We start from the raw sequence: 15,018 nt of genomic DNA, 5'->3' as shown, positions 1-15,018 counted from the left end.
GTCGATGGAATTTGGGCTATAACCGGTTAAATGCTATGCTCTGCCGCCTTTCAGCCCGCGCGCTGAGTTTTATCGCTTTGAACGATCGGAAATGCAGATGACTATACATAACCAGGTTCGCCTGTACTTGCAGGCTATCGAACAATCCATGCGCGATCTGGCGTTGTGGCAGGCTACGCCGCCGGCGCCTGAGGCGTTTAACAGTAGCGAACCGTTTTGCATCGACAGCATGCAGGCGGAGGAGTGGCTGCAGTGGGTGATGCTGCCGCGCATGTACGCGCTGCTGGACGCCAATGCGCCGCTGCCGACGCGCTTTGCCATCACGCCTTATTTTGAAGAGGCGCTGAAAGACAAGGAGCCGGCCTGTCTGCCGCTGTTGGTGGTGCTGCAGCGCCTGGACGACCTACTGAACCAAGAGCCGCAGTAATGCTGGAAATTCTTTATCAGGACGAGCACCTGGTGGCGGTGAATAAACCCGCCGGCTGGCTGGTGCACCGCAGCTGGCTGGACCGCCATGAGAGCGTATTTGTGATGCAGACGGTGCGCGATCAGATCGGCCAGCACGTCTTTACCGTTCACCGGCTCGATCGGCCGACGTCCGGCGTGCTGCTGATGGCGCTGTCCAGCGAGGTCGCCCATCTGTTGTCACAGCAGTTTGAACAGCATCAGGTGCAGAAAACCTACCATGCGGTGGTGCGCGGTTTTGTCAACGACGCGGCGACGCTGGATTATCCGCTGACGCAGGAGCGGGACAAGATCGCCGATAAATTTTCCGATGCGGATAAAGCGTCGCAGCCGGCGCTGACCCACTATCGGCCACTGGCGCAGGTGGAAATGCCGGTGGCGATCGGACGCTATGACAGCGCGCGCTACACGCTGATGGAGCTGCAGCCGGAGACCGGTCGTAAACATCAGCTGCGGCGCCATATGACGCACCTGCGCCACCCGATCATCGGCGACAGCAAGCATGGCGATCTGCGGCAGAACCGCGGTATGGCGCAGCATTTTTCCTGCCCGCGCCTGATGCTGCATGCCAGCCATCTGCGGCTTAATCACCCGGTAAGCGGGCAGCCGCTGCAGATTTCCGCCCGCTGGGACCAGACCTGGCAGGGGGTAATGTCACAGTTTGGCTGGCTGGAGGTTGTCCCTGAGCTTGCCAGGGTTGAGTTTCCGGCGGCTTACGGTCAAGCTAGCTAAGAATTTTTTCAGAGCATTAAGGGAGTTGTAAGCATGGCTCAGGTCGGTATTTTCGTCGGCACGGTATACGGTAATGCGTTGTTGGTGGCGGAAGAAGCGGAAACCATCCTTGTCGAGCAGGGGCACGAGGTCAAACTGTTCGAAGAGGGGACGCTGGAAGAGTGGCAGGCCTATCGTCAGCACTATGCGCTGGTGGTGACCTCGACCACCGGGCAGGGCGATTTGCCGGACAGCATCGCGCCGCTGTTCGCAGCGATTCGCGATCGGGTCGGCTATCAGCCGGAGCTACGCTACGGAGTGATTGCGCTGGGCGACAGCAGCTATGACAACTTCTGCGGCGCTGGTCGGGCGTTTGATGCGCTGCTGCAGGAGCAGGGTGCGACGCGCGTGGGAGAGATGCTGGAAATTGACGCCATGGAGCAGCCGGAACCTGAAGTGGCGTCCTGCCCGTGGGTGGAGCAGTGGGCGGCGCTGCTGAAGTAAAGCCTGCAGGGCGCGATAACCGCGCCCTGATGATTATTTGCCGCGGGTCAGCTTTTCCAGATCGGCCTCAATCTCGGCAATCTTGTGCGACACCACGCCTTCCAGATGACGCAGGTCTTCGAGGATTTTGCGTTTCAAATCGACTTCCACCTGATCGCGCTGGCACAGCTGATCCAGCTCATCGATCACATAGCGCAGGTTGGGGTTTATCTCGTGGATCTCTTTGTAGCCCTGGCCGGCGTTGTCGGCCACCACGGTTTTACGCTGACGCGGATATTTGAATTTCACGCTTTTGGCAAAGAACTCGCCTTTATCCTTGCGGAAATAGATCTTGAGGATGTCGTTATTGGCCTCTTGCCGCAGGCTATAACGATCGATATCTTCCGGTTGATTAATACCCAAGCTTTTCAAATTATCGTACATACGTCGCCCCTAGTAATAAGTATTATTCCACGTTAGTGAGGATGCCCGCGGTGCTTCAGATAAAAAAATAGCGGGTGAATCACCCGCTATTTAGCTTAGTCGATGGTGCGTAATAACTCATTAATGCCGACTTTGCCGCGCGTTTTGGCGTCCACTTTTTTGACGATCACCGCACAGTACAGGCTGTAGGTGCCATCTTTGGACGGCAGGTTGCCGGAGACTACGACGGAACCCGCCGGGACACGGCCGTAGTGGATTTCGCCGGTTTCGCGGTCGTAAATACGGGTGCTCTGGCCGAGGTAAACGCCCATGGAGATCACCGAGCCTTCTTCCACGATCACCCCTTCAACCACTTCGGAGCGCGCGCCGATAAAGCAGTTGTCTTCGATGATGGTCGGGTTGGCCTGCAGCGGCTCCAGTACGCCGCCGATGCCGACGCCGCCGGACAGGTGAACGTTTTTGCCGATCTGCGCGCAGGAACCGACGGTGGCCCAGGTATCGACCATGGTGCCTTCGTCAACGTAGGCGCCGATATTGACGTAGGACGGCATCAGCACGGTGTTGCGTGCGATAAATGCGCCCTGGCGTACGGTGGCCGGCGGCACGACGCGGAAGCCTTCTTTCTGGAAGCGCGCTTCGTCATAGTCGGCGAACTTCATCGGCACCTTGTCGTAATAACGGGTTTCAGCCCCGTCCATCACCTTGTTGTCATTGATGCGGAAAGAGAGCAGCACGGCTTTTTTCAGCCACTGATGGGTTACCCACTGGCCGTCAATCTTTTCGGCGACGCGCAGGGCGCCGCTGTCCAGCAGGGCGATGGCCTGGTTTACCGCTTCGCGCGTTACGGTGTCCACGCTCGTCGGGGTAATGTCCGCGCGACGTTCAAAGGCGCTCTCGATAACGTTCTGTAGTTGCTGCATTCTGTTCTCTGTCCTGATGTAGTGGTTCAACAAAAAGTTACTTGTATCACATTTTATCGTTTGGATTGAGGGCCTCTGTCAACCGTTGTTCCAACTTTCTGCGCGTTTGGGCGTTTAAAGCGCGCCGATCGCCGTCGGCCAGAATAAATAAATCCTCAACCCGCTCGCCGATGGTGGAAATGCGCGCGCCGTGCAGGGACAGCCCCATATCGGCAAACACTTCGCCGACGCGCGCCAGCAGGCCGGGCTGATCCAGCGCTGTCAGCTCCAGATAGCTGCGCCGGTCGGTATGGGTCGGCAGAAAACTGGCCTCCGTCGGCACGCTGAAGTGGCGCAGTTTGGACGACGGCCGGCGCACCCGCGGCGGCTGATAGTCGCGCTGGGTGATCGCCTGCAGCAGCGCCTGACGAATGGCGTTGTGGCGATCCTGCGCCAGCGGGCTGCCGTCCGGCTCCAGAACGATAAAGGTGTCCATCGCCATCCCGTCGCGGTTGGTGAAGATCTGCGCGTCGTGCACGCTCAGGTTGCGGCGGTCCATCTCGCCGGCGACGGCGGCGAACAGATACGGCCGGTCCGGGCTCCAGATAAAGATCTCGGTGCCGCCGCGCGTCGCCTGCCGACTGACCAGCACCAGCGGTTTGGTGGAGTCATGGGCCAGCAGGTGGCGGGCGTGCCAGGCCAGCTGATTGGGGGAGTGGCGCAGGAAGTAGTCGGCGCGGCAGCGGCTCCAGATACGGTGCAGCGCCTCTTCGTCGATATTGTCCATACGCAGCAGCGCCAGCGCCTGTAAACGGTGGTGACGCACGCGTTCGCGCAGGTCCGGGCTGTTTTGCATGCCGCGGCGCAGCTGCTTTTCCGTGGCGAAGTAGAGTTCGCGCAACAGGCTCTGTTTCCAGCTGTTCCACAGCGTTTCGTTGGTGGCGCAAATATCCGCCACCGTCAGGCAGACCAGGTAGCGCAGCCGCGTTTCGCTCTGCACTTCGGCGCTGAACTGTTGGATCACCGTCGGGTCCTGGATGTCGCGCCGCTGGGCGGTGACCGACATCAGCAGATGGCAGCGCACCAGCCAGGCGACCAGCTGAGTTTCCCGCGAATTGAGGCCGTGCAGCGCGGCGAATTCCACCACGTCCTCCGCCCCCAGAATGGAGTGGTCGCCGCCGCGTCCCTTGGCGATATCGTGGAACAGCGCGGCGATCAGCAGCAGCTCAGGGTGGGGCAGCCGCGGATAGAGTTCGACGCACAGCGGGTGGCGCGGCCGGGTCTCTTCATCGGCGAAGCTTTCCAGCTTCTGCAGCACGCGGATGGTGTGTTCATCCACGGTATAGGCGTGGAACAGGTCGAACTGCATCTGGCCGACGATTTTGCCCCACTGCGGCATATAGGCCCACAGCACGCTGTGGCGGTGCATCGGCAGCAGGGCGCGCGCCACCGCGCCCGGGTGACGCAGAATCGCCATAAACAGCTCGCGGGCTTCGGGAATGGTGCACAGCGGCTGTTTCAGATGACGGCGCGCATGGCGCAGCTGGCGTACGGTGGTGGAGTAGATGCCGCGGATGTCGCGGTTGCGCACCATCAGATAGAACATGCGCATGATGGCCTGCGGCTGGCGCTCAAACAGCGTCTCGTCGCGCAGGTCGATCAGATCGCCGCGCAGCTGGAAATCATCGTTCAGCGGACGCGGTTTCTCCGTGGCGTCCAGCGCCAGAATCGCTTCATCAAACAGCTGCAGCAGCATGTTATTCAGTTCGCTGACGCGGCGCGTTACGCGGTAGAAATCCTTCATCATGTGCTCTACCGGCTCGTTGCCGTCGCCTTTATAGCGCAGCCGCTGCGCCACGCTGAGCTGACGGTCGAACAGCAGACGGTTGTCATAGCGCGTCAGCTCCAGATGCAGCGCGAAGCGGATGCGCCACAGCAGGCTCTGGCACTCGTTCAGCTCATTGCGCTCCGCCTGCGTCAGAAAGCCGAAGCCGACCATTTCATCCAGCGAGGTGGCGCCGAAGTGGCGCCGCGCCACCCATAGAAGGGTATGGATATCGCGCAGGCCGCCGGGGCTGCTTTTGATATCCGGCTCCAGGTTGTAGCTGGTGCCGTGGTAGCGCTGGTGGCGCTCCTGCTGCTCATCAAGCTTGGCGTGGAAAAAGTCGGGGGAGGGCCAGAAGCCGTCGCTGAAAATGTGTTTTTGCATCTGCAGGAACAGCGCCACGTCGCCGCAGATCATCCGCGATTCGATCAGGTTGGTGGCCACGGTCAGATCGGCCAGCCCTTCCAGCAGGCACTCTTCCAGCGTGCGGACGCTGTGGCCGACCTCCAGCTTCAGATCCCACAGCAGGGTGATAAATTCGCCGACCCGCGCCGCCTGCGGCTCGCTCAGCCGCTGCTGGCTGAGCACCAGCACGTCGATGTCCGATAAAGGATGCAGCTCGCCGCGGCCATAGCCGCCCACCGCCACCAGCGCGGTTTCGGCAGCCTGCTCAAAGCCGTAAAAGCGCCACAGGCGGCGCAGCAGGCGATCGACGAACTCACTGCGCGCCGCCACCAGGCTTTCGGCGCTGGCGCCGGCGTCAAAGGAGGTCGCCAGCCAGTCCTGAAACTGTTCCAGCCGCTGCTTCAGCGCGCCGCACTCCAGATCGTCATCGCCATAGGTATCGGGAGAGGCGGGCGGCGTCAGCTGCGCGACGGCCGGCGGGGCAGGTGCACGAAAATCTTCAGACATGGGATGACCTATAAAAAAGGCCGGCAAAAGCCGGCCTGTGTAATGCGTTTAGCGTACGGCGCTGCCGCCGCGCTTACATGTCATGCGTAATGATGTTGGGGATGGTGTCATCCTTGCGCAACGTCATTATCTCGCAGCCGTTTTCAGTCACCACAATAGTATGCTCATACTGCGCCGACAAGCTGCGATCTTTGGTTTTTACCGTCCAGCCGTCTTTCATGGTGCGAATGCGGTAGTCGCCGGCGTTAACCATCGGCTCGATGGTGAAGGCCATGCCCGCCTGCAGCACCACGCCGCCGTCATCGGCGTCATAATGCAGCACCTGCGGCTCTTCGTGGAACACTTCGCCGATGCCGTGCCCGCAGTACTCACGTACGACGGAGAATTTCTCGGCTTCCACAAACTGCTGAATAGCCTTGCCCAGCGTGCGCAGGCGGATGCCCGGCTTGACCATTTTCAGCGCCAGGTACAGGCTTTCCTGCGTGATGCGGCACAGGCGCTCGCCCAGAATCGTCGGTTTGCCCACCAGGAACATCTTGGAGGTGTCGCCGTGCCAGCCGTCTTTAATTACGGTGACGTCGATGTTGACGATATCGCCGTCTTTCAGCACTTTGTCATCGCTTGGGATGCCGTGGCACACCACTTCGTTCACCGAGATGCAGACGGATTTCGGGAAGCCGTGGTAGCCCAGGCAGGCGGAGATCGCCTGCTGCTTTTCCGTGATGTATTCGTGACAGATACGGTCCAGCTCACCGGTGGTGACGCCGGGTTTGACGTAAGGCTCGATAATTTCCAGCACTTCGGCGGCCAGGCGGCCGGCTACGCGCATTTTTTGGATGTCATCAGCGTTTTTGATTGAGATTGCCATGAAATTCGTCCGAAGGTGTCGAGCTTGCCGACAATTAAGAAGATAGAAGCAGTCTGCTATGGTATCAGCCCGCCGGAGGGCTGCCAAATTTGATTTGCGCGCGCGGGCGGCGTTAAGGGGTTATACTGCAACAAAAGTTGGAGTCAGCGGCGGGTTTATGGTATAAAGCGCGCCGGCGATCCGCGACTTGCGTCCAAAAGACGTTGGAGCGGTGAGGCTGAAACTACTTAACTGCACTCAATTGTGTAAATAACACACACGTATCGGCACATGCGCCGGGGTGCCTCAGGTGAGAATCTCGCTCTGGGGTCGGCGTTATGGGATACGTGGAGGCATAACCCCAATCTAATCTATAGAGGTTTAATCATGGCAACTGTTTCCATGCGCGACATGCTCCAGGCCGGTGTACACTTCGGTCACCAGACCCGTTACTGGAACCCGAAAATGAAGCCATTCATCTTCGGCGCTCGTAACAAGGTTCACATCATCAACCTGGAAAAAACCGTACCAATGTTCAACGACGCTCTGGCTGAGCTGAGCAAGATCTCTGCCCGTAAAGGCAAGATCCTGTTTGTTGGTACCAAGCGCGCAGCAAGCGAAGCGGTAAAAGACGCTGCCAACAACTGCGACCAGTTCTTCGTGAACCATCGCTGGTTGGGCGGTATGCTGACTAACTGGAAAACCGTTCGTCAGTCCATCAAACGTTTGAAAGATCTGGAAACCCAGTCTCAAGACGGCACCTTCGACAAGCTGACCAAAAAAGAAGCGCTGATGCGTACCCGTGAACTGCAGAAGTTGGAAAACTCTCTGGGCGGTATCAAGGATATGGGCGGTCTGCCAGACGCTCTGTTCGTTATCGATGCCGATCACGAACACATCGCGATCAAAGAAGCCAACAACCTGGGTATCCCGGTATTCTCTATCGTTGATACCAACTCCGATCCAGACGGCGTTGACTTCATCATCCCTGGTAACGACGACGCAATCCGTGCAGTAAACCTGTACCTGACCGCCGTTGCTGCCGCAGTACGTGAAGGTCGCTCTCAAGATCTGGCCGTTCAGGCGGAAGAAGGCTTGGTAGAAGCTGAATAATAAGGCAAGCTCGACATCGAGCCCTTATTAACCAGGTATTGACATATGTTGGTTAGGGGGGCCTTAAAGGCCCCCTTTGCTTATCTGAATGAGAACCCTGTCCGATAGGTTCCGCGTTGTTGCCCGGCGCGACGGCGCGAAAGATATCGGGTAAATCTCCGAGTGGGATAACCGAGGAATTTAAAAATGGCTGATATTACCGCTGCCCTGGTAAAAGAACTGCGCGAGCGTACTGGCGCTGGCATGATGGATTGCAAAAAGGCGCTGGTTGAATCCAACGGCGACATCGAGCTGGCCATCGAGAACATGCGTAAGTCTGGTGCGATCAAAGCAGCGAAAAAAGCAGGCAACGTAGCTGCTGACGGCGTGATCAAAACCAAAATCGAAGGCAACTACGGTGTGATTCTGGAAGTTAACTGCCAGACTGACTTCGTTGCCAAAGATGGCGGTTTCCAGGCATTCGCTGACAAAGTGCTGGACGCGGCCGTTGCCGGTAAAGTGACTGACGTCGACGTACTGAAAGCGCAGTTCGAAGAAGAGCGCGTTGCGCTGGTGGCGAAAATTGGTGAAAACATCAATATCCGTCGCGTAGCCGTACTGGAAGGCGACGTGTTGGGCAGCTACCTGCACGGCGCACGTATCGGCGTTCTGGTTTCCGCTAAAGGCGCTGACGAAGAACTGGTTAAGCAGATCGCAATGCACGTTGCGGCCAGCAAGCCTGAGTTCGTGAAGCCTGAAGACGTTTCTGCCGAAGTGGTGGAAAAAGAGTATCAGGTTCAGCTGGACATCGCCATGCAGTCTGGCAAGCCGAAAGAAATCGCAGAGAAAATGGTTGAAGGCCGCATGAAGAAATTCACCGGCGAAGTTTCTCTGACTGGTCAGCCTTTCGTTATCGAGCCAAGCAAATCTGTTGGTCAGGTGCTGAAAGAGCACAACGCTGACGTGATTAACTTCATCCGCTTCGAAGTGGGCGAAGGCATCGAGAAAGTTGAAGCTGACTTTGCTGCTGAAGTTGCAGCAATGAGCAAGCAGTCTTAATGACTGTTAATGGAACCGCCGTCTGGCGGTTCCATTTTATATCCGCCGTATTTCAGGCCGCGCGCAGGGCGTCTTTTTCCTGCAGCCTGAATTATTTAGGATATATCTTTATCCAGATCCAGCCAGATTTACTCCGATGGCGGGCCCTGCCGGGTTATACTCTGCGCAGGCGCATTTCATCGGCCGAAACCCCCAATACTATTACTGCTGCTTAGGACAGAATAACCATGGCAACCAATGCAAAACCCGTATATCAGCGTATCCTGCTCAAACTGAGTGGCGAAGCCCTGCAAGGCGCAGAAGGTTTTGGTATCGACGCGAGCGTTTTGGATCGCATGGCTCAGGAAGTGAAAGAGCTGGTCGAGCTGGGCATTCAGGTCGGTGTAGTTATTGGCGGTGGCAACCTGTTCCGCGGCGCGGGCCTGGCGCAAGCCGGGATGAACCGCGTAGTGGGCGACCACATGGGAATGCTGGCTACCGTGATGAACGGCCTGGCTATGCGTGATGCACTGCACCGTGCCTATGTGAACGCCCGCCTGATGTCGGCTATCCCGCTCAATGGCGTATGTGATAACTACAGTTGGGCGGAGGCGATCAGCCTGCTGCGCAACAACCGCGTAGTGATTTTCTCCGCCGGTACCGGCAACCCGTTCTTCACCACCGACTCCGCCGCCTGCCTGCGCGGGATCGAAATTGAAGCGGATGTGGTATTGAAAGCCACCAAAGTGGATGGTGTATACTCCGCCGATCCGGTGAAAAACCCGGACGCTACGCTGTATGAACAGTTAACCTATCAGGACGTGCTGGAACGTGAACTGAAAGTCATGGACCTGGCCGCGTTTACGCTGGCGCGTGACCATGGCCTGCCGATCCGCGTGTTCAATATGAACAAGCCGGGCGCGCTGCGCCGCGTCGTGATGGGTGAGAACGAAGGTACATTGATCGGCAAGTAATTGCTGCTCGATACTGATTAAGCGGAGCGGGTGGCGACGTGCGCGCCTGCTCCCGGCAAGTAAAATTCACGGGCTATAATAAGCCTGCCAAGTAACCCGTTTCCAAAGGTTCGCAACGTGATTAATGACATCAGAAAAGATGCTGACGCACGCATGGAAAAAAGCGTCGAAGCATTCAAAAACCAAATCAGCAAAATCCGCACCGGCCGCGCATCACCAAGCATTCTTGACGGCATCATGGTGGAATACTACGGCGCTGCCACCCCGCTGCGTCAGCTGGCCAACATCACGGTGGAAGATTCCCGCACGCTGAAAATCAACGTGTTTGACCGCTCTCTGAGCCAGGCGGTGGAAAAAGCCATCATGTCCTCTGACCTGGGTCTGAACCCGTCTTCCGCCGGTTCCGACATCCGCGTTCCGCTGCCGCCGCTGACCGAAGAGCGCCGTAAGGATCTGATCAAGATCGTACGCGGTGAAGCAGAGCAGGGCCGCGTGTCCGTGCGCAACGTGCGTCGCGACGCCAACGACAAGGTCAAGGCGCTGCTGAAAGACAAGGAAATCAGCGAAGACGAAGAACGTCGTTCACAAGACGACATTCAGAAAATGACCGATGCCTACATCAAGCTGGTCGACGCCGCTCTGGCGGAGAAAGAAAAAGAGCTGATGGAATTCTAATCGGCTTTGCGCTGAACAAAGCGTCGCTTAGGCGGCGCTTTATTTTTTGCAGCTCAGATCTCGTTTTATCGTACTGAAAGATCGTGGACATCCGGTGCGTAAGGTTTCACACTGGAGCACCATCGATCTTATCAGACAGTTACTCAGAGCGAACTCATGAAGCAACTGACTATTCTTGGCTCCACCGGTTCCGTCGGCACCAGCACGCTGGCCGTTGTGCGGGAAAATCCTGAACGTTTCGCCGTGAAGGCGCTGGTTGCCGGCCGCAATGCGGCAGTGATGGCGCAGCAGTGCCTGGAATTCCGTCCGGCCTATGCGGCGATGGCGGATGAAGCCGCCGCCGGCCAGCTGCGTACGCTGCTGGCGGAGCAGGGCGTGGCGACCGAGGTGCTGGCGGGCGAACAGGCCGCCTGCGAGCTGGCGGCGCTGGATGACGTCGATCAGGTGACCGCAGCCATCGTCGGCGCCGCCGGGCTGCTGCCGACGCTGGCGGCGATCCGCGCCGGCAAGCAGGTGCTGCTGGCGAACAAAGAGTCGCTGGTGACCTGCGGACGTCTGTTTATGGACGCGGTACGGCAGAGTCAGGCGCAGCTTTTACCGCTCGACAGCGAGCATAACGCGATTTTTCAGAGTTTACCTGAGAGTATTCAGCGCCAGTTGGGATACTCTTCACTGGAAGATCATGGTGTTTCGCGCATTGTGTTGACCGGTTCCGGCGGCCCGTTCCGTACCACGCCGCTGGAACAGTTCGCCGCGATGACGCCGGATCAGGCGTGTGCCCATCCCAACTGGTCGATGGGGCGCAAGATCTCGGTGGACTCCGCCACCATGATGAATAAAGGTCTGGAATATATTGAGGCCCGCTGGCTGTTTAATGCCTCGGCCGAACAAATGGAAGTGATTCTGCACCCGCAGTCGGTCATCCACTCGATGGTGCGCTATGCCGACGGCAGCGTACTGGCGCAGCTGGGCACGCCGGATATGCGTACGCCAATCGCCCACGCGATGGCCTATCCGCAGCGCGTGAACTCCGGCGTTGCCGCGCTGGACTTCTGCCGCATTGGCGCGTTGACCTTCTCCGAGCCTGAGCGTGAGCGCTACCCTTGTCTGCACCTGGCCATCGCGGCCTTTGACGCAGGCCAGGCGGCGACCACCGCGCTCAATGCCGCCAATGAAGTGGCGGTGGCCGCCTTCTTGCAGGCGCAGATTCGCTTTACCGATATCGCGGCGGTGAACCAAAAAGTTGTCGAACGGCTGTCGTTGCAGGAACCGACCTGCGTTGACGCGGTCTTAGATATCGATCGCCAGGCGCGTGCGCTTGCCGCTGAGGTGGTGAAGACGCAGTACGCCTGAGCCCGCGATATTGTCTGATTTTGTTCGTAAATTGCGCGCGCCGCTCCGGGCCTGTTTGTTCAGGCTTCGCTGAGGTGATATAGTCTGCGCCACCTGTCAGCGGTTATACCGTTGAATAATGGCCTGATTGGTATGTCGAATACCTATTCGTTCCAGACGATGTCTGGGCTATCAGGACGTGCAGACGAAAAAGCCGTGTCGGGCACACGGCTTTTTTTGCGCGCAAGGGCCTGAAGTTCCGGAAAGGCTGTTGTGTTTCTATCGAGGAAATAAGTACGAGTTATGTCGTCCGCAAATCAACAAGAAGCTAATCCGTCCATTTCAGGGCCACGTCACGTTGCCATCATTATGGACGGTAACGGACGTTGGGCTAAACGTCAGGGCAAGTTGCGCGTCTTCGGTCATAAAGCAGGGGTGAAATCGGTGCGCAGGGCCGTCAGCTTTGCCGCCAGCCATCATTTGGATGCGCTCACGCTTTATGCCTTCAGCAGTGAGAACTGGAATCGTCCGGCGCAGGAGGTCTCCGCACTGATGGAGCTTTTTGTGCGTGCTCTGGACAGTGAAGTGAAAAGCCTGCACAAACATAACGTCAGGTTGCGCGTAATTGGCGATGTCAGCCGGTTCAGCGCACGTCTGCAGGAGCGTATCCGTCGCTCTGAGCAGCTGACAGAAAATAACGATGGCCTGACGCTCAACATCGCTGCCAACTACGGCGGCCGTTGGGATATCATGCAGGGAGTAAAGACTTTGGCCGAGAAAGTGCAGGAAGGTTTGCTGCGCCCGGACCAAATCAGTGAAGAGTTGCTGAGTGAACAGGTTTGCATGAGCGATCTGGCGCCGGTGGATCTGGTGATCCGCACCGGCGGTGAACACCGTATCAGCAATTTCTTACTGTGGCAGATTGCTTATGCCGAGCTTTACTTTACTGATGTACTCTGGCCTGATTTTGATGAACTTGTCTTTGAAGGTGCGCTGAATGCATTTGCACAACGTGAGCGTCGCTTCGGGGGAACAACACCTATCGGCGCCAATGCGTCCTAGGGGGAACATTTGCTGAAGTATCGCCTCATAACTGCTCTGATTTTAATACCGATCGTTATTGCAGCACTGTTTTTGCTGCCTCCGGTGGGATTCGCCCTGGTAACGCTGGTAGTGTGCATGTTAGCTGCGTGGGAGTGGGGCCAGCTGGCCGGTTTTGCTTCCCGTTCTCAACGTATCTGGTTGGCGATACTCTGCGGCTTTTTGCTGGCGCTGATGATGCTGAGCGTACCGGCCTATCATCAGTCCGTCCACCTGCTGCAGGTGGGCGGGCCGCTGTGGATGTCGCTCGGATGGTGGCTGGCGGCGCTGCTGCTGGTGCTGTTTTATCCGGGCTCCGCGGGGCTGTGGCGTAATTCGCGCCCGCTGCGGCTGGTGTTCGGCATCCTGACCATCGTGCCGTTCTTCTGGGGCATGCTGGCACTGCGTCAGTTCGGCTATGAGCAAAACCATTTTACCGGCGCCTGGTGGCTGCTGTATGTGATGCTGCTGGTCTGGGGCGCGGATTCCGGCGCCTATGTCTTCGGCAAGCTGTTCGGCAAGCACAAGTTGGCGCCGAAGGTCTCGCCAGGGAAAACCTGGGAAGGCCTGATCGGCGGTCTGGTGACCTCGGCGCTGATCTCCTGGCTGTTCGGCCGCTATGCGCCGCTGAACGTGGTGCCGGCGACCCTGCTGGTCTGCTCGGTGACCGCCGCGCTGGCCTCGGTGCTGGGCGACCTCACCGAGAGCATGTTCAAACGGGAAGCGGGCATCAAGGACAGCGGCCATCTGATTCCGGGACATGGCGGGATACTGGATCGTATCGACAGCCTGACCGCCGCCGTGCCGGTATTTGCCTGTTTGATGCTGTTAGTGTTTTAATCCGTCCGTGACGGGGAGTGTAGGGATGATGTTCAGCGTGCTCTGGAACCTGGTAGCGTTTATTATTGCACTCGGTATATTGATTACCGTGCATGAGTTCGGGCACTTTTGGGTGGCCCGCCGCTGCGGCGTCCGCGTTGAACGCTTCTCTATCGGCTTTGGCCGCGCCCTGTGGCGCCGCACTGACCGTCACGGCACCGAATTTGTTATCGCGCTGATTCCGCTGGGCGGCTACGTCAAAATGCTGGATGAGCGCGTGGAGACGGTGGCGCCCGAGCTGCGTCACCGGGCCTTTAACAATAAGACCGTCTGGCAGCGCGCCGCCATCGTCAGCGCCGGGCCAATCGCCAACTTCCTGTTCGCCGTGGTTGCCTACTGGCTGGTGTTTATCATCGGCGTCCCCAGCTTTCGTCCGGTTATTGGCGAAATATCACCACAATCTATCGCCGCTCAGGCGCAAATTTCACCCGGAATGGAACTAAAGTCCGTTGGCGGTATCGAAACGCCTGATTGGGAAGCTGTTCGTCTGGCGCTGGTGACCAAGATTGGCGATGACAAAACCGAGGTGGGCATTGCGCCTTTCGGCTCATCGCAGGTGGTGAATAAAACCCTGGATTTGCGCCAGTGGAAGTTTGAGCCAGACAAGCAGGATCCGGTGGTGTCGCTGGGGATGATCCCCCGCGGGCCGCAGATTGAATCGGTGCTGGCGCAGGTGCAGTCCGGTTCGGCAGCGCAAAAAGCGGGTTTGCAAGCCGGGGACAGGATCGTTAAAGTCGATGGTCAGCCTTTGGGGCGTTGGCAAACGTTGGTGAAACGCATTCACGACGGCCCGGGGCAGCCGCTGGCTTTAGAGATTGAAAGAAACGGCGCGCCGCTGTCGTTAACGCTGGTTCCGGACAGCAAGACGGCGGATGGTCAACGTATCGGCTTTGCCGGCATTATTCCGAAAGTGTTGCCGCTGCCGGATGAGTACAAGACGATTCGTCAGTTTGGACCGTTCTCGGCGCTGTATCAGGCCGGGGACAAGACCTGGCAAATCATGCGCCTAACGGTCAGCATGCTGGGTAAATTAATCACCGGTGATGTGAAGTTGAACAACCTGAGCGGCCCGATTTCTATTGCACAGGGCGCCGGGGCTTCAGCCGGGGTCGGGTTTGTGTACTACTTGATGTTCCTGGCGTTGATTAGCGTCAACCTTGGGATCATCAACCTGTTCCCATTACCGGTGTTAGATGGTGGGCACCTCCTCTTCCTGGCGATAGAAAAGCTGAAGGGCGGCCCGGTATCCGAGCGAGTACAGGACTACAGCTACCGCATAGGCTCGATTTTGCTGGTGCTGTTAATGGGTCTTGCACTTTTCAATGATTTTTCTCGCCTGTAAGGGCGGGGATAGGTTAGGAA

15 protein-coding genes are annotated in these 15,018 nt (G+C 58.0%); 11 read left to right on the top strand and 4 right to left on the bottom strand.

Features of this window, described 5'->3' with window-relative positions:
• Positions 1-97: 97 nt before the first annotated feature.
• From I6G83_RS01710 to I6G83_RS01700, 3 genes are read left to right on the top strand one after another with little or no spacing between them, the layout of a single operon-like run.
• The gene (locus I6G83_RS01710; RefSeq protein WP_054306203.1) at positions 98-427 is read left to right on the top strand and encodes a YqcC family protein; all 330 of its coding nucleotides are present in this window, start codon (positions 98-100) and stop codon (positions 425-427) included.
• A complete protein-coding gene (gene truC / locus I6G83_RS01705; protein WP_054306202.1) occupies positions 427-1,197 on the top strand; it encodes a tRNA pseudouridine(65) synthase TruC in 771 nt (256 codons plus the stop codon). Before I6G83_RS01710 ends, truC begins: the two co-directional genes overlap by 1 nt.
• A gap of 33 nt (positions 1,198-1,230) precedes the next feature.
• Complete coding sequence (locus I6G83_RS01700) at positions 1,231-1,680, top strand: flavodoxin (protein WP_054306201.1); 450 nt, start codon at positions 1,231-1,233, stop codon at positions 1,678-1,680.
• A gap of 33 nt (positions 1,681-1,713) precedes the next feature.
• Here the strand turns inward: I6G83_RS01700 and I6G83_RS01695 are convergent, their stop codons facing one another.
• From I6G83_RS01695 to map, 4 genes are all read right to left on the bottom strand, one after another.
• Positions 1,714-2,103, bottom strand: coding sequence for a DUF3461 family protein (locus I6G83_RS01695; protein ID WP_015673567.1), 390 nt, complete (start codon positions 2,101-2,103; stop codon positions 1,714-1,716).
• Between the two features lie 95 nt (positions 2,104-2,198).
• Positions 2,199-3,023 carry a 2,3,4,5-tetrahydropyridine-2,6-dicarboxylate N-succinyltransferase gene (gene dapD, locus I6G83_RS01690; RefSeq protein ID WP_015673566.1) on the bottom strand — a complete coding sequence of 275 codons (825 nt, stop codon included), beginning with the start codon at positions 3,021-3,023 and terminating at the stop codon, positions 2,199-2,201.
• Between the two features lie 46 nt (positions 3,024-3,069).
• Positions 3,070-5,739: a bifunctional uridylyltransferase/uridylyl-removing protein GlnD gene (glnD, locus tag I6G83_RS01685; protein ID WP_054306200.1), complete on the bottom strand. Its 2,670-nt coding sequence runs from the start codon at positions 5,737-5,739 to the stop codon at positions 3,070-3,072.
• A 73-nt stretch (positions 5,740-5,812) separates the two neighbouring features.
• The gene (map, locus tag I6G83_RS01680) at positions 5,813-6,607 is read right to left on the bottom strand and encodes a type I methionyl aminopeptidase (protein ID WP_015673564.1); all 795 of its coding nucleotides are present in this window, start codon (positions 6,605-6,607) and stop codon (positions 5,813-5,815) included.
• Between the two features lie 366 nt (positions 6,608-6,973).
• Here map and rpsB point away from each other — a divergent pair, with 366 nt between their 5' ends.
• The 8 genes from rpsB (at position 6,974) to rseP (ending at position 14,998) form a co-directional block, all read left to right on the top strand.
• Positions 6,974-7,699 (top strand): 30S ribosomal protein S2, encoded by a 726-nt coding sequence (gene rpsB / locus I6G83_RS01675; protein WP_015673563.1) that lies wholly within the window; start codon positions 6,974-6,976, stop codon positions 7,697-7,699.
• Positions 7,700-7,885: 186 nt separating this feature from the next.
• On the top strand, positions 7,886-8,737 hold the full coding sequence (tsf, locus tag I6G83_RS01670; RefSeq protein WP_015673562.1) for a translation elongation factor Ts: 852 nt from the start codon (positions 7,886-7,888) through the stop codon (positions 8,735-8,737).
• A 227-nt stretch (positions 8,738-8,964) separates the two neighbouring features.
• Positions 8,965-9,690, top strand: coding sequence for a UMP kinase (pyrH, locus tag I6G83_RS01665; protein ID WP_004959220.1), 726 nt, complete (start codon positions 8,965-8,967; stop codon positions 9,688-9,690).
• 117 nt (positions 9,691-9,807) lie between these two features.
• Positions 9,808-10,365 carry a ribosome recycling factor gene (frr, locus tag I6G83_RS01660; RefSeq protein ID WP_015673561.1) on the top strand — a complete coding sequence of 186 codons (558 nt, stop codon included), beginning with the start codon at positions 9,808-9,810 and terminating at the stop codon, positions 10,363-10,365.
• 156 nt (positions 10,366-10,521) lie between these two features.
• Positions 10,522-11,718 carry a 1-deoxy-D-xylulose-5-phosphate reductoisomerase gene (gene ispC, locus I6G83_RS01655; protein WP_015673560.1) on the top strand — a complete coding sequence of 399 codons (1,197 nt, stop codon included), beginning with the start codon at positions 10,522-10,524 and terminating at the stop codon, positions 11,716-11,718.
• 282 nt (positions 11,719-12,000) lie between these two features.
• Complete coding sequence (gene ispU, locus I6G83_RS01650) at positions 12,001-12,759, top strand: (2E,6E)-farnesyl-diphosphate-specific ditrans,polycis-undecaprenyl-diphosphate synthase (protein ID WP_054306199.1); 759 nt, start codon at positions 12,001-12,003, stop codon at positions 12,757-12,759.
• A 9-nt stretch (positions 12,760-12,768) separates the two neighbouring features.
• A complete protein-coding gene (cdsA, locus tag I6G83_RS01645; RefSeq protein ID WP_015673558.1) occupies positions 12,769-13,617 on the top strand; it encodes a phosphatidate cytidylyltransferase in 849 nt (282 codons plus the stop codon).
• A gap of 28 nt (positions 13,618-13,645) precedes the next feature.
• Positions 13,646-14,998, top strand: a complete 1,353-nt coding sequence (rseP, locus tag I6G83_RS01640; protein ID WP_054306207.1) for a sigma E protease regulator RseP — start codon at positions 13,646-13,648, stop codon at positions 14,996-14,998.
• The last annotated feature ends 20 nt before the right edge of the window (positions 14,999-15,018 follow it).

Origin of the sequence: Serratia rubidaea (assembly GCF_016026735.1) — a bacterium.
GTDB classification, from domain to species: domain Bacteria; phylum Pseudomonadota; class Gammaproteobacteria; order Enterobacterales; family Enterobacteriaceae; genus Serratia_B; species Serratia_B rubidaea.
The sequence above is the reverse complement of the archived record's forward strand: the minus strand, read 5'-3'. Positions and strand labels throughout refer to the sequence as shown.

Bases quoted from the DNA above. Each gene is read 5' to 3' on its own strand.
- I6G83_RS01710 (WP_054306203.1), top strand. From the start codon at position 98: ATGACTATACATAACCAGGTTCGCCTGTACTTGCAGGCTATCGAACAA.
- truC (WP_054306202.1), top strand. From the start codon at position 427: ATGCTGGAAATTCTTTATCAGGACGAGCACCTGGTGGCGGTGAATAAA.
- I6G83_RS01700 (WP_054306201.1), top strand. From the start codon at position 1,231: ATGGCTCAGGTCGGTATTTTCGTCGGCACGGTATACGGTAATGCGTTG.
- I6G83_RS01695 (WP_015673567.1), bottom strand. From the start codon at position 2,103: ATGTACGATAATTTGAAAAGCTTGGGTATTAATCAACCGGAAGATATC.
- dapD (WP_015673566.1), bottom strand. From the start codon at position 3,023: ATGCAGCAACTACAGAACGTTATCGAGAGCGCCTTTGAACGTCGCGCG.
- glnD (WP_054306200.1), bottom strand. From the start codon at position 5,739: ATGTCTGAAGATTTTCGTGCACCTGCCCCGCCGGCCGTCGCGCAGCTG.
- map (WP_015673564.1), bottom strand. From the start codon at position 6,607: ATGGCAATCTCAATCAAAAACGCTGATGACATCCAAAAAATGCGCGTA.
- rpsB (WP_015673563.1), top strand. From the start codon at position 6,974: ATGGCAACTGTTTCCATGCGCGACATGCTCCAGGCCGGTGTACACTTC.
- tsf (WP_015673562.1), top strand. From the start codon at position 7,886: ATGGCTGATATTACCGCTGCCCTGGTAAAAGAACTGCGCGAGCGTACT.
- pyrH (WP_004959220.1), top strand. From the start codon at position 8,965: ATGGCAACCAATGCAAAACCCGTATATCAGCGTATCCTGCTCAAACTG.
- ispC (WP_015673560.1), top strand. From the start codon at position 10,522: ATGAAGCAACTGACTATTCTTGGCTCCACCGGTTCCGTCGGCACCAGC.
- ispU (WP_054306199.1), top strand. From the start codon at position 12,001: ATGTCGTCCGCAAATCAACAAGAAGCTAATCCGTCCATTTCAGGGCCA.
- rseP (WP_054306207.1), top strand. From the start codon at position 13,646: ATGTTCAGCGTGCTCTGGAACCTGGTAGCGTTTATTATTGCACTCGGT.